General features: G+C 46.0%; 15 protein-coding genes. 7 read left to right on the top strand and 8 right to left on the bottom strand.

What is annotated here, in order from left to right:
* Positions 1 to 10: 10 nt before the first annotated feature.
* Complete coding sequence (locus HQM11_14385; protein ID MBF0352217.1) at positions 11 to 322, top strand: hypothetical protein; 312 nt, start codon at positions 11 to 13, stop codon at positions 320 to 322.
* Positions 319 to 1,083, top strand: coding sequence for an inositol monophosphatase (locus tag HQM11_14380; GenBank protein ID MBF0352216.1), 765 nt, complete (start codon positions 319 to 321; stop codon positions 1,081 to 1,083). Before HQM11_14385 ends, HQM11_14380 begins: the two co-directional genes overlap by 4 nt.
* Before the next feature lie 12 nt (positions 1,084 to 1,095).
* On the opposite strand, the gene HQM11_14375 is transcribed toward HQM11_14380, so the two are convergent.
* From HQM11_14375 to HQM11_14365, 3 genes are all read right to left on the bottom strand, one after another.
* The gene (locus tag HQM11_14375) at positions 1,096 to 2,028 is read right to left on the bottom strand and encodes a hypothetical protein (protein MBF0352215.1); all 933 of its coding nucleotides are present in this window, start codon (positions 2,026 to 2,028) and stop codon (positions 1,096 to 1,098) included.
* Positions 2,029 to 2,036: 8 nt separating this feature from the next.
* A complete protein-coding gene (locus HQM11_14370; protein ID MBF0352214.1) occupies positions 2,037 to 3,158 on the bottom strand; it encodes a KamA family radical SAM protein in 1,122 nt (373 codons plus the stop codon).
* Positions 3,159 to 3,477: 319 nt separating this feature from the next.
* Positions 3,478 to 4,923 carry a flagellin gene (locus HQM11_14365; GenBank protein MBF0352213.1) on the bottom strand — a complete coding sequence of 482 codons (1,446 nt, stop codon included), beginning with the start codon at positions 4,921 to 4,923 and terminating at the stop codon, positions 3,478 to 3,480.
* A gap of 402 nt (positions 4,924 to 5,325) precedes the next feature.
* Between HQM11_14365 and HQM11_14360 the strand changes: the two genes are divergently transcribed.
* Together HQM11_14360 and HQM11_14355 are read left to right on the top strand one after the other, a co-directional pair.
* Complete coding sequence (locus HQM11_14360; protein ID MBF0352212.1) at positions 5,326 to 5,565, top strand: hypothetical protein; 240 nt, start codon at positions 5,326 to 5,328, stop codon at positions 5,563 to 5,565.
* Between the two features lie 47 nt (positions 5,566 to 5,612).
* Positions 5,613 to 5,786 (top strand): hypothetical protein, encoded by a 174-nt coding sequence (locus HQM11_14355; GenBank protein ID MBF0352211.1) that lies wholly within the window; start codon positions 5,613 to 5,615, stop codon positions 5,784 to 5,786.
* Positions 5,787 to 5,899: 113 nt separating this feature from the next.
* Here HQM11_14355 and HQM11_14350 read toward each other — a convergent pair whose 3' ends face one another.
* Together HQM11_14350 and HQM11_14345 are read right to left on the bottom strand one after the other, a co-directional pair.
* The gene (locus HQM11_14350; protein ID MBF0352210.1) at positions 5,900 to 7,501 is read right to left on the bottom strand and encodes a flagellin; all 1,602 of its coding nucleotides are present in this window, start codon (positions 7,499 to 7,501) and stop codon (positions 5,900 to 5,902) included.
* 1,254 nt (positions 7,502 to 8,755) lie between these two features.
* Complete coding sequence (locus HQM11_14345; GenBank protein MBF0352209.1) at positions 8,756 to 8,902, bottom strand: hypothetical protein; 147 nt, start codon at positions 8,900 to 8,902, stop codon at positions 8,756 to 8,758.
* Positions 8,903 to 9,553: 651 nt separating this feature from the next.
* Between HQM11_14345 and HQM11_14340 the strand changes: the two genes are divergently transcribed.
* The 3 genes from HQM11_14340 (at position 9,554) to HQM11_14330 (ending at position 11,195) form a co-directional block, all read left to right on the top strand.
* The gene (locus HQM11_14340; GenBank protein MBF0352208.1) at positions 9,554 to 10,213 is read left to right on the top strand and encodes a thiamine phosphate synthase; all 660 of its coding nucleotides are present in this window, start codon (positions 9,554 to 9,556) and stop codon (positions 10,211 to 10,213) included.
* A gap of 62 nt (positions 10,214 to 10,275) precedes the next feature.
* The gene (locus HQM11_14335; protein MBF0352207.1) at positions 10,276 to 10,761 is read left to right on the top strand and encodes an AAA family ATPase; all 486 of its coding nucleotides are present in this window, start codon (positions 10,276 to 10,278) and stop codon (positions 10,759 to 10,761) included.
* Positions 10,761 to 11,195 (top strand): AAA family ATPase, encoded by a 435-nt coding sequence (locus HQM11_14330; GenBank protein MBF0352206.1) that lies wholly within the window; start codon positions 10,761 to 10,763, stop codon positions 11,193 to 11,195. Before HQM11_14335 ends, HQM11_14330 begins: the two co-directional genes overlap by 1 nt.
* A gap of 261 nt (positions 11,196 to 11,456) precedes the next feature.
* Here the strand turns inward: HQM11_14330 and HQM11_14325 are convergent, their stop codons facing one another.
* The 3 genes from HQM11_14325 to HQM11_14315 all read right to left on the bottom strand — a co-directional run.
* The gene (locus HQM11_14325; protein ID MBF0352205.1) at positions 11,457 to 12,632 is read right to left on the bottom strand and encodes a cation diffusion facilitator family transporter; all 1,176 of its coding nucleotides are present in this window, start codon (positions 12,630 to 12,632) and stop codon (positions 11,457 to 11,459) included.
* A 14-nt stretch (positions 12,633 to 12,646) separates the two neighbouring features.
* Complete coding sequence (locus tag HQM11_14320) at positions 12,647 to 13,420, bottom strand: hypothetical protein (GenBank protein ID MBF0352204.1); 774 nt, start codon at positions 13,418 to 13,420, stop codon at positions 12,647 to 12,649.
* Positions 13,417 to 14,050: hemerythrin family protein (locus tag HQM11_14315; protein MBF0352203.1), on the bottom strand; the 634-nt coding region annotated here is incomplete at its 5' end. The genes HQM11_14315 and HQM11_14320, both read right to left, overlap by 4 nt.

The following is a 14,050-nucleotide window of genomic DNA, read 5'->3' as shown; positions in this document are numbered from 1 at the left end:
GAGAAAACCTATGTTTGAAAAATCGGATGTACTGGAAGCACATTTCAGATATTCGGACGATATACTGGTTCACAACTGTATTGTCCGACTCCAGAATAATAATGAGGTCAAACAGGGAGTGCGCTTTGGCATTACAGTCAGTGCTGATGCCAGAGTGGGAAAGGAATTGACCATGATCCTGAGCGACATTTCTCATATTGAGCAAATCAAACTGAAAGTCACCATGATCACAACCGAACATCTTGAAAACACCAGTCGAGGTTGGTTCAGTATCGTAGAAGTGATGGATATTTTAGAAAAAGGTTCAGGCCTCTCCTTATGAAAATGACTCTGGAATTTCTGGAAGAAACCATAAGAATCGCTGGCAGGGAAGCCCTGAACTGGGCTGAGAGGCTGGGTGATCTGAAAATTCATCACAAAGGTGAAAAAGACCTGGTTTCAGAAGCCGATATCGCTGTTGAACACTGTATTCGCCAGAATATGCGTAAATATTTTCCCGAGTTTGGATTTTACGGTGAAGAAGGCGGAGAACAAATCGGCAAAGTTGGTCGCTGGATTGTTGATCCCATTGATGGAACCCTTTCCTTCACCAAAGGACAATACCACTGGAGCATCAGCATTGCGGTTGAACTAGAACATGAACTGAGGATGGGCGCTGTTTACGCACCGGCGATGGACACTTTATACATTGCTGAAGCAGGTGCTGGAGCCTTCAAAAATGGCACCGCGATCCATGTCTCGGATGTGGACACACTCGAAAAAGCAGTGGTTGCTTCAGGCTTTGCCTGTCTGCGGTCAAATCTGGAGGACAATAATCTTCCGCGCTTCGGGCGCATTGCCAGCCGGCTTTCCGGAATCAGGGTTCTGGGCTCCGCCGCCATTGACTGCTGTTTTGTGGCAGATGGTAGACTGGATGGCTTTTGGGAACAAAATCTCAATTTGTATGACATTGCGGCAGGAATGGTGATTGCCAGGGAAGCTGGTGCGGTAGTGACCGATTTTTCCGGAAACCCGTGGCAGAAACCTGAGCAGATTCTTATCAGCAATCCCCGACTTCATCCACAACTGGTTGAATTGATGTGAAGCAGTGAATGTTTATTCTGTTTCAGCAGAGGCTAACTTCTCAAAAATTGTATTCAACAACACCATACCTTTTTTTTGCTGTTTATTGGTCGCCTCATTATATTTTCTGATGGCGATCAACGCCCGCTTCAAGTCGTTGTGATCCACATAATATTCCGCCAGAAAATAATAACCTTCGCGACTCCCATGGTGCAGGAGTTCCTTGATCAGAGGCAAACGTTCCTGATCATTGGACATGGCTGAAAACAACTCATGAAATCCTGCTTCTCCACGCTCATCACCGTGATCAATCGCCTGCTCATAATTCAGCGCGGCATCAAGATACCGCCCTTCTTCCTGACATGCTCTGCCTGTTACCCAGAATCCTGTAGTCTGACAGTTCCTCAGTTGTGAACAATAGTCATCAATTTGCCAGGCCGTTTGCCCACCGGGGATTTTATGCAGATTCATATTCTGTATCCATTGTTCCATACCATGCTGTCTGACGGCTTCATAATAATCACCGGCACGTTCCCAGTCAGACATGGATTCATAAAGTTGGGCCAGTAACAGATTGGCATGTGGAAGTCCTTTGTAGACCGCAATCTGATATTGCATGATCGCTTCCACATATTCCTGAAGACATTCATGAATATATCCCCTTTGAAGATGGGCTTCCGGTACCCCGGCATGAATGGCGGCCTTTAAATAATAAACACATTCCCTGATGCGTTTCATGCGCCAGTAAACCATGGCAATGTTATAGGAAGCCTGAGGATATTGCGGATAAATTTGTCCCAAATGCCCGAGAGCCTGAGGATAATCCGCTTTTTCCGCATAATACAGATAAGCCAGATACCAGTGTGCCTTGAGTTCCCCCTGATGAACCAATTCATGATAAGTGTTCATGAGTTCATCCATGTTGCCTGCCTGCCACAAAATTTTAGCTTTTTTCCAAAGGTCCACAGTCTCTCTCAATCTTTGGCGACCTGGGGATATTCCATATTGCCGCCGTCACAATTTTTCAAAATAACTTTTTCTTCCAGAACAACCTGTTGATCATCAGGATATAACGGGATTTTACCGCCTCCTCCTGGACCGTCAAGCACATACTGCGGAACCGCCAAACCACTGATCTGGCCACGTAGTGAACGCATGATTTCCAATCCTGTTTCAACCCTGGTTCTGAAATGATCGGTTCCATGCACCAGGTCCGCCTGATGGAGATAATAGGGACGAACCCGACTCTTTAACAGTTCCAGACAGAGCGTCCGTAACACCACCGGATCATCATTGACCCCTTTGAGCAGAACAGACTGGTTATTCAAGGGAATTCCGGCATCAGCCAGATAGCCCAGTGCGGTTTTGGCTTCAGGGGTCAACTCACGGGGATGATTGAAATGCACTACCATGAACAGCGGATGAAACCGCGCGATCATTCGAGCCAGTTCAGGAGTCACCCGTTGGGGCAGAACACAGGGCATCCGCGTATGAATCCTGAGGATTTCCACATGTTCGACAGCCCGGATCTGTCTGAGAATTCTTTCCAGCAGAGAGTCCGCCAACATCAAGGGGTCTCCCCCGGATAAAATCACTTCACGAACCGCAGGTGTACGCTGGATATAGGCAATCCCCTGCTGAATCGTGGAGCGTGTCACACCTCCATGTTTCTGGGTTTTGCGTTTGCGCATGCAATAACGGCAATACATCGGACATTGATCGGTGACAAGCAACAACACACGATCCGGGTAACGGTGAGTTAAATGAGGAACAGGAGAATAATGCGGATCATCTTCAAGAAAGGGATCTTCAGGAAGATTGTCTGAATCCAGTTCACGTTCATCAGGAACGGACTGCTTCCAAATGGGGTCATCCGGTGCTTCAATCAGATTCAGATAATATTCCGGAATGCGTACTCGATACTCACGAGTGATGGCTCTCAGTTGTTCAACATCCAATTTTAATTGCTGAGAGAGGACTGTTTCACGAGATATAACCTGTTTCAAGGCGTCCACGCCCTGTTTCTTTGTTGCCAAAGAGATTTTCAATCTCAAACTCCATTCAAGAATCAGATGTTGATCAATCCCGGAATACATGATTCACCGGATCATTCAACATAACCAAAGCTGATATGGAAACAAGTTTTTTGTCATCGCGCCGCAGTGTTTCTCAAGCCAGTCTGCTACCAGGACACAGGTGGTAATTTCTCCCGAAAGTCCATCCAGGGCAATCGGGAGAAACATGTCAACCAACGTTAACCACACCTGCTCCAATTAAGGCTGGAGCCGAAATTCTCTGAGAAAGGTCAGGCCTTTTGGCCAACCGAATTTCACAGTCTTCATGGAAGTCAACAGATAATTCCCAAAAAAGTCAGTGCAACGGTTGGCCAGATTCAGAGTGTTTTCTAACCACCTGTTATTGTCCCAGCAAGGACAAGACTGCCTGAGGAGTCTGATTTGCCTGAGCCAGCATGGCAGTTCCAGACTGTAGCATGATCTGATTCCTGGTAAATTCGGCCATTTCCGATGCCATATCCGCATCTCGCAAGACTGACTCGGCATTGGTCAAATTTTCATGAGCGTTTCTCAAGGAGTTCAAATTACTTTCCAGGTTGTTTTTCTGGAAGGCTCCAATGGTCGCCCTTGTGGTCGAGACTTCTGCCAGCGCAGAGTCCAAAACACGGATCGTATCCTGTGCCTTGGCTTCAGTTTGAACATTCACTTCGCGCAAAGTTTTAAATCCGGACTCGGTTTTAACGCCTTTGCCCAAGGCCCTGGAACTCATATCCTTGAGCGATAACCGGGTGGTTTGCCCGGCATTCGCGCCAATCTGATAGCTGAGTGAGTTCTGGAACACCGCAACGGTTCCCACTTCATAGGCTGGTTGAGGAACAGACTCTCCTGTATATCTCACAGCAAGTCCCTCAACATTGGCAGTCCCGACTTTTCCTGTGAGAATCTGCCCATCACCAACAGCCTCCTCACCATTGATCTTTCCGGCGACATCCTGTCCACGAATTGCCTGTACGGACACATTGCCTTCCACTGACAGAATTCCGGCGGTTGAACTGGATGCTGTGATACCAAACTTGCTGCCATATTCTTTATGCCGCATGTGAATGATACCCCCTTCATCCCGAAGAAGATCGACATTCAGTCCGACTTCCTTGATTTTGACATCGAGTGCGTTCAAGGTTGAATCCACATTTTGTCCGGCCTCGGTGACAAACGTCAAAGTTTTGCCTCCCTCAGAAATGGTGATCCGTTCACCAGCGTCAATAACAGCCTGTGTCAGTGCCACCTGTCCTTTCATTTCAGAACGTGTCGCAACCTGATCAATGCTCACACGATATCCTGAAACAGGAGATGTTTTGGTATTCACACCCGCAGTGACATATTCCATGTTTTCACCATTGGCAACGCCATTGGCTCCCCGGCTTCCATCAATCAGGTTTTTTGTTCCAAACTGGGTATATTTTGCAATACGGTCAACCGTATCCAGAGCATTGGTGATTTCCTCCTGGTCTGCTTGCAGCATCAAAGCGTCATTGGCGCCTTCGTTCGCCGCATGCACAGCAAGTTGTCGTGCATTGATCAACAGTCGGCTGACTTCCTCCAATGAAGCTTCAGCGGTTTGAACCTGTGAAATCGCGACTTCCGAGTTATCAACAGCCTGTTTCAGGCCTGAGATTTGAGATCGCATTCTTTCGGAACTTACCAACACAGCGGGTCCATCCGCGCCACGATTGATTTTCAAGCCAGATGACAATCGTTCCAGATTTTTCGCCTGAATGCTGGTGGTGTTCCCTAACTGCCTTTGTGTATTTAATGAACTAATATTATGGTTGATTCTGATAGCCATAACTCCTCCTTAAATGATTAGGTTGTTTAACATGAATTGACATTTTGGGTGGTACTCCAGACACCTCCATGGCCTCCAATATGAGCCCTTACCCTGTTTGCGCACCACACTGAATGGTGCCGCTTGAAACTCCCTTGCGGGAACTGAAATTTTGTGTGACTTTTCCGAAGACACACCCCTGAAATAAAATTTTTTCATATTAAAAATATTATTTTACATACAATATTTGGCACCTTTCATTTTTCTGTTTACAGTTTGTCATCTCGACCAACGGACGTAGAGACGGGTTTCAAACCCGTCTCTACTCACATCGCTCGTACCCCACTCTGTCGGGATGACTACCTTCAAACGGTTAACTACTTTTCACAATTTATGAAAGGTGCCCAAAATTTCAGGAGATTCATGGATCATCTCCCAATGAGAAACAAGTATCCAAGACGCTACAGTTTTATCAATCGCTACTCAGAAACCTCTACACACAGAGAAGCCGGTTCGTATTATCAGAAAGATCCACTCCGATATATCCGGATTCAATACGGCAACGAAACCCTTCAATGCAGGCTTCAGTTTTCTTCCTGGATCCTCCTCACGGGGAAATCCCGGGGAACCATCATTTTTTCACCGGATTTCAGGTGCTTTTGAAATCATACGGAACCTGTAAATAATCATACGTAGCAGGAGCGATTTGCATGGCTGGAGCAACTATCCATGAAACACCCTGTGACATCATTATTTTCAAATTCTGTAAAACCGATTGGGGGACCAGAAACTCTATTCCCAAACTTCAATACATTGCTATCCATCTGTTACACTACCACGCTGTCACCATTAAAATTTGTGACGCTCAAAAACAATTTCCCTAACAAATCCATAGATCAATGATTCCGGGCACATTATCAGAATCTTGGTATCAATGGTTTCCGTTGTTACGCTCAACGCGGTTCATGGTTTGATTGACCATGAGGCCGCGTCAAGATTACTGAGCCCCGTTGAGCAACTGCAGAACGGACTTGGGGATCTGGTTTGCCTGGGCCGCCATTGCAGTTCCAGAAGCAAGCATGATCTGGTTTTTAGTAAAATCACTCATTTCAGCCGCCATATCCGCATCACGAATGATGGATTCTGAATTGGACAGATTCTCGGTAGCAACTTTCAGATAGTTCAGATTTGTCTCCAAGGCGTTTTTCTGGAAGGATCCCAGTTTTGCCCGCAAGTTGGAAATTTCTGAAATAGCGCCATCAATCATCAGAATACTGTTCTGTGATCCATCAGAATTGGTCACATCAATGTCGGACAAACTGCCAAAGCCACTGCTGTTTTCAACAGACCTTGACAACTTGTTGGAACGGATATCCGACAACGATAGATGAATCTGCTGACCAAAATTAGGCCCAACCTGATATCCGAGCGATTGCTGACTGACATGGATATATCCCTCAACATCACCGCCCACCAGGGTGTTGTTATCTTCCTTGACCACATTTTTACTGATAACTTCGTTGGTTTCAGGATCTAGCACTTCTTCAATCTTTGTCCCCAGAACTTTGTCAAATTTCAGTTTAAGTCCCTCGGCCGGAGTTCCAGGAGCTCCAACCAGAAATTGACCATCACCAAAAGCCAGTTCTCCTTCAATAAGACCGGCCACATCTTTTCCTTCTTCCGCAATAACCGCTTCGTTGGCTTTGAGGGAAAAAACACCATCAACATTGCCCGTAATACTGAACGAAGGCTTGCCACCAAACTCACGATGACGCACCGTCAACATTCCCGATTCATCAATGTAAACATCAACCTGAAGTCCAGCCTCTTCCGTTTTTCGCTGAAGATGCCGAGCTATCAACTCCCGGACATTTGCCGAGGTTTCTTCTGCGGTAAACAATTCAGGAGAACGGTCATGGTTTTTGAGTAATGTACTAAGCTGTTCGTGAATCTCCCCTTTCGAGGTACTCAACGAAGCGGTTTTTCCACCTTCATTGATCACAAATGACATTTCCTCACGTGCGTCATTGACCGTTATTTCACGAGATCCAGACGCAATAGCCCGTGTCGCAACCTGCGTTATATTCACGGCATACCCACGTTCAGGAGATGGTTTTGTCTGATCGGTCGCTTCCACGAACACCAGACCATCACCCACCGCAACGCCGCTGGCACCAGTGCTCCCATCCAGCAGTGTTTTTGTGCCGAACTGGGTGTTTTTCGCAATCTGATCAATTGAAAACAACAAGTTCTCAATCTCATTCTGATCCGCTTCGAGCATTTTCTCATCGTTTGCGCCTTCGTTCGCCGCATGAATTGCCAACTGACGCATATTGACCAGAATATTACTCACCTCATTCAAAGCCCCTTCAGCGGTCTGAACCATCGCAATGGAGGTTTCAGAGTTTTTCGTAGCCTGTTCAAGGCCTGAAATCTGGGCACGCATACTCTCGGATATCATCAGACCCGCAGGACTGTCAGACGCAGAGTTGATTTTCTGTCCTGAAGAGAGTCGTTGCAGGTTTTTCTGCGTCATCCTGGATGTGTGATCCAAATTTCTCAATGCGGTCATCGCCGCAATATTTGTATTCACTCGCATCGCCATTTGATTCCTCCTTAATAGAGCAGTTCTCTATTTCCGATTTGTTGCAAAAATATTATTTATTTGAAACTTTTAAGCATTGTATCATGTTCGACATGATCATTTATGAGCGCATGATACGTTGTAATCCCTTATGGAGAGCATGGCGCACTCAGACAATACATCAGAGATCGCTGATTTATTGACTGAATGCACTCCAACCCTTCTGAATTTATTTATTGCCAGGATCACCTGAAATTTATGAATCCCTGCAACGTTCTCAGACCAGTTGATAAACAGAATAGCAATTCACATTGTATCCTCTATGCTGAATGTTTTGAAAGCACACACCTGAAATCCTGCCCCGGTTCACGTGACGAAAAACAAAGCTCGCACCTTGATAAGGACATACCTCTACAATGAAGAACATCCATTGTTCATCAGACAAAATTTGCTGGAAATATTCGGCCGGATGATGACACAAAATCAACTTCCAGGAACATTGTTCATGAATCCCTACGGAGGCTAATGCACACAGTTAACAGTGCCATCAACCACAATCTGGATTGACAATAAATTTTCCGTCATGCTGATCAATATTCATCGCCACACACCACGACTATCTCACTTGCGAGTTTCACCATCGAAATTCCGGCGTTCAAACACGCTGCGACAGAGCCAAATCAATGCCTCACTTGACGCAGGATACTTTCCCAAGATGCCTCACTTCGTTCCTCAAGACAAAGTCACTTTAAGGCCTGTCCGCCAGGACTCAGCAAAGGATCGCCTCAAAAATAAGACTGTTTTTTATGACAGCCAACATCCTGCTGGCAATTCATAACGGCAACTCAGCTCCTCATTCTATCAGGCACACAAACGCGTCTGCGATAGCGAAGCAGAAATTTTGGATATTGATTTGGATTCATGTGAACAGACTGATGTTCCCATGAGTCAATCAAGCATAAAACCATGAGTCCCGACCATGGTTGGTGCCTGCTCAGGCTTCAACCATGAACTCAAACCCTCGTTGAATCAGCGTATTGTGTTAGCTTCACAGGGGTTCACTTTGTCATCGCGAACGAATGTGAAAAATCGTTTAACCCGCTGACAACTCGACGATTTCTCGTCTTCGACTCGATGACACAATTGCCAAGTTGCTTCAATGGCCCCCAATGGGACAAACCCTGATTCACACAAACAACCAGCAGATTGAAAACGTGATCTATTGAAACAACCTGTTTATTCAATACTGGAATCACCGGCTCATTCCGGTCACGCACTACGAGTCATGGATGTCATGCTTTCAACAGATTCCGGTTGAAATACCATTCCCTGCAAGGTGCACAAACTTTGTCGGTCCGCAGGACGTTCTGTTCGTTGTCCCATTCGTTCTTCATAAAATTTGATTCCGATACCCATACAACCTCAGCGTCAATGGTTAATAAAATTTTATCTGCTAATCTCACAACATTCTTGAGAGAGCCTAAAATCCACCTGTAGAATCTTGAAATATATGATTAAACCACTTGGTAGAATTCTCTTTTGTCTTGTCCTTCTTATCGGTCGTCCTGAAATTTTCTTTAGCAGATCCCTTAAGTTTTTTTAAGATTATGGTTTACTTTGTCCATTTTTATTCCCTTCAGCGTTTCACCCATTCACAAGGCTGAAATCCAGTGCTGGAGACTCTGTTTTGAGTCCCTGAAGTTTCTTTGATTTTCTTATCGGAACAGTTTGTTTTTTCTTTAATTAATTGTCATAGTTTTTTTAAGGTTGTTGATAACCTTCTCAAACAAGGAAGTTGAAGATCATACACAGGAAAGATGTCAGCGGGTGTCTCTTGTCAGGATGACTGGGAGAAGATTGATTTCTTGTAATGATAATTCCGGATTGTCTGGTTGGTGTGAATACTGGACAACTGAGAAGGAGGACATATGATATTTACACCTGTTCTGCTTGTAGGAATAATGGTTTCACCATTTCTGGCATACTTGTTTTGAATAAATTTGAGCTTCAGAAATTCTTCATGATTTTCTCAACTCATTGATTCTGAAGGGCTATCTGTTACCTGTCATGCGTTCTGTGACGCCCCCACCATTTCGCTTCTATTTGCTCAGCAACGAAGAGCAATTTCCCGATCAACTTCTCACACTCGCACCTCATCTTGCCTCACGACATCTGGGCCTGCAAATCAGGGAAAAATACAAATCCCCCCGCGACCTGACAAGCTTCACTGAAAAATTGCTCCATTGCCTGCCCCCTCAACACAACGTATCGCTATTTATCAATGACCGTGCGGATCTGGCATTGAATCTTGGATTGTCAGGGGTTCATCTTCGGGAAGACAGTTGTGAATTGAAAAAAATGCATCCTGTCCTTCGTCAATCTTTATCGGTCGGAATCTCGACGCATTCGCTGGAAGGGGTTTTGACAGCGGAAAAACAGGGTGCGGATTTTGTGGTATTCGGCCCCGTTTTCCCAACAACCTCTCATCCTGAAAGAACAGTGGTACCGGGAATTGAAGGTCTCAGCCTGATCACTGATAATTGCAAAATTCCTGTTTTCGCATTAGGGGGAATTACACCGGAAAGTGTTGAAAATTGTATGAAGGCCGGTGCTTATGGAATTGCCGCGATTTCTGGAGTTTGGGGGGCAAGCGACCCCTTGAAATCGCTGAATGATTTTCTGTATCAAATTGAACGTTCCCGATTGAAAATCAGGAACGGACAGTGAACACATGGAATGGTTCCCGACGAGACGTCAGGAATCACTGCCAAGCAGAGAAAGGAACATCGATGACACACAAACGCAAACTTCCGATCGGGTTATCGGATTTCAAGGAATTGATAGAAGAGTCGTACACCTATGTGGACAAGAGTCTGTTGATTCGGGAGGTGCTGGAATTTGGGGATAAAGTCCTGCTTCTGCCCCGTCCCAGACGTTTTGGGAAAACATTGAATCTTTCCATGCTACGGTACTTCTTTGAAAAAACCGACCCTGCCAACACCGCGCTGTTTGCCGAGTTGGCGATTGCGCAACATCCCGAACTCATGGCCCGGCAGGGGCAGTATCCAGTCATTTATCTCACCTTCAAGGATGTGAAGGAAAAAACCTGGGAGAGCTGCTACCAGGAGATGAGCTTGTTGTTAGCGGAGGAAGTCGAACGTCATTACTCCGTTTTGGAGCACAATCATTTGACAGCAAGAGAGAATCAGGAACTCCAGGAGATCTCGCAAAAAAAGCTTCAGTTCCCTTGCTCGGAAATGCCCTACGCTTATTGATGAAACTCCTGCACAAAACGCATCAGCAAAAAGTCATACTGCTGATTGATGAATATGACACGCCGATCCACGCGGGGTGGCAATATGGCTACTATGAAGACGTGGTTTTGTTCATGCGCAACCTGCTCAGCGGCGCGATGAAAGACAACCTGGATCTGGAAAAAAGCGTCATGACCGGGATTTTGCGAGTGGCCCGGGATTCGATTTTTTCCGGACTCAACAATCTCGGGGTGTATTCGCTGGTATCGCCCCAATTTTCGAACTGGTTTGGCTTCACGGAACCGGAGGTGGATCAAATGCTGGAGGATTTCCAACAGACTCACCGCCGTCAGGAAGTGCAGGATTGGTATAACGGCTATCTGTTTGGCAACCAGGTGATCTTCAATCCCTGGTCCGTGTTGAATTTTATTTCCAGACAACCGCTGGAGCTTTGAGTTGAGTAATCGACCATGAATCTTTAAACATTTTTTCTGGTTCCCTACCTCTGGTGGGGAACCCTCCTTATCCCACCTCCGGTGGCTTGCCAACGAACCGTGGAAGGGCACCATCGGTAGAGACGGGTTTGAAACCCGTCTCTACCTAACTGTATCGGCTTAAATTGGTCGCCTCCCCATCTTCCAAACCAATTTCAAAACGTCTTGTTTAAAATCTTCCATAGAGTGTCGGACCGCTTGTTTCATTATCAACCTCTGTGATCAGGTTTGAGGAAGATGGAACTTGAGATCCTGAAATTTATGCTCCCGGGAGAGTTCCAGATGAACATCAACATCTTCCACATCCTCAATGCCATTGACCCGTTCCTGAATTTTTTCAGCAATTTTATAGGCCGACCGGATGGTCATATCGGGATTCAGGTTGATGGTGATTTGCACTGTTAATTGATTATTGAGAAAGTGGCAAAGTATGTGTGAAATCTGGTCAATTTCATTAAAATTCTGGAGACGATCCAGGATTTCCCGTTCAATTTCTTTCTGGGAACGCATGAGTTTCGGGTTTACCAGTTCAGTGTCTTCCTCTGCGTCCACATGCACCAGCACCTCATGGATTATCGGTACTTTTTTCAGCACATCGAGCTGGACCCGTTGAGCTACCTGATGCGCCGCGGAAACGCTCATGGCGCTGTCTACTTGTATATGCAGATCCACCAGCAGATAGGGTCCCATTTTTCTGGCACGGATTTCATGATAGTTCACCACTTCCTCAATATTTTGCAGGATTTTGTCCACTTTTTCGTTCACTTCTTCTTCAGGCTGGGTGTCTGTCAATTCACGGGCGCTTGAAAATGAGAGTGTGATAGACATTTTTATAATGATCAATGCCACCAGAACACCTGTCACCGGATCCATCACCGGATATCCAAACTGGGACAAACCAATGCCGATGAACGCGGCAACCGATGAAATGGCATCAGATCTGTGATGCCATGCATTGGCGATCAGAACCTGGCTGTTGGTGCGTTTGCCGACCCTGACGGTGGCATGATACATCCATTCCTTGACCACGATGGAAATTAAGGCGGCCCACAATGTGGAAATATCCGGCGTGACTGGATTATCAATTTTCTGAAGAGACTGCCAGGCAATCCCGACTCCTGTGATAAACAGAATGCTGGAAATAATCAGCGTTCCCATGCTTTCAAATTTACCATGGCCATAAGGATGATTCTGATCTTTGGGTTGTTGTGAAACTTTCAAAGCCCAGAGTGCGACCGCATCAGTCAACAGGTCAGAAAGAGAGTGAGCCGCATCCGCAATCAACGCGGACGATTTTCCAATCACGCCGACCACCAGTTTGAGCAGAGTCAGTAAAAGATTGGCGATGACACCAATCCAGGTGATACGAATGGCTGAATGATCAGTAGAAGTTGTCATGAAATCTCCTGGGCTCAGGGGGTTGATGATTGTTGGTGAAGTGAAAGCAATTCACGGGCATATTCAAAATCTTCACTTGCCAGTGCCGGATGATAAGGTTGTTCCACCTGTAAGACCTGTTTCAGGATCTGTATGGCCGCACTGGTTCGTTTTTCTTGCAAAAGGTATTGTGCCAGACGAATAAAATGCGGAGTATAATCGGGTTGGTAGGCCACCGCCTGATACAGGAGTTCGATGCCTTTGTCCCTGGAGCCCCCCAGCCAGAATGGTACGGTGAAGTACCATGCCCCCAAAACATGATAAGCTCCAGCAAATTTCGGATCTTTTTCCAGGACAAGCCGCATTTCCCGACGTACAGGATAAATATAATGCCAGGCTTTCCATAATCCGGCCGCGCTTCCATATTCCGCATAGCAGGCCCCCAGCCAGAAATGGCTCCTGATATTAGCCGGGGCCCATTCGACGGCCTGTTCCGCAAAAGAAATGCCCTGCTCCAGCCATTCAATACGAGTTTCAGGAATGGTGGTGTGCCGGTCAATGCCGCACAGGGAACGGGCGATTTTCCACGCGATATCTCCGGATTTCGGATGAATCTTTAAGGCTTTTTTATAGAATTCCACAGAACGCAAAATGTTACCCGGCACTTCCCGCGTGTCATAAAACCTGTCACCGAAATCTTGCATCAACTGGAAATTGACTTCTTGAGGGGATTGCGTTTGAGCGTAGGACAGGGAAAAACATCCTGTCACCAGGAACAGTGTCACACAAGCAGGGAACAAGCACTTCATTCCTGAGATCCTTTTCTGTCATTTTTATACCAGCGTCCCAGGGTGCGATCTTCGCCTGCGACATGATACACCAGCCATTCAATGACATGATTCTGCAAATGAAACAGAAAAAACAAACCTTTCTGCTTGTTTTCATAAAGTTCAGTCAATTGTCGGAAGACCTTGATAAACTGGGTGTGCTCCTGTTTGTGTCGATAATAATGCGGATATCCGGTATCCATCATCAGCTTTTCTTCCGCATGAAAATGAATAATGACGTATTCCTCGAGAAAATCGAGCATTTCAGGAACAGTTTCTGTGGAATCTTCAATCTGGATGGCACGCATGAGCTTGTTGACACGCCGGAAAAGTTCCTGATGTTGTTGATCGATCATGACCACACCAACTTCCAGATCCTTTGTCCACTCGATCTCCTTGAATTCTGTTTGAGAAACATCGGTTTTTCCTGCGTCAATCTGTTCATTGCATTTTGCAAAATAGAGTTTGGCAATGGGATCTTCGGAAACTTTAAGCAGATATTCTTTCAGCAGCACCGCGGCCTGGAGGTATTTGCCCAGGTGATAGAGACAGACACTTTCTTCAAAGAGCCCAAGCAGTGCCAATTTGTCTTCACGCAATCCGGGAGCGTCA

Source organism: SAR324 cluster bacterium (genome assembly GCA_015232315.1).
Classification (GTDB): domain Bacteria; phylum SAR324; class SAR324; order SAR324; family NAC60-12; genus JADFZZ01.
The sequence above is the reverse complement of the archived record's forward strand: the minus strand, read 5'-3'. Positions and strand labels throughout refer to the sequence as shown.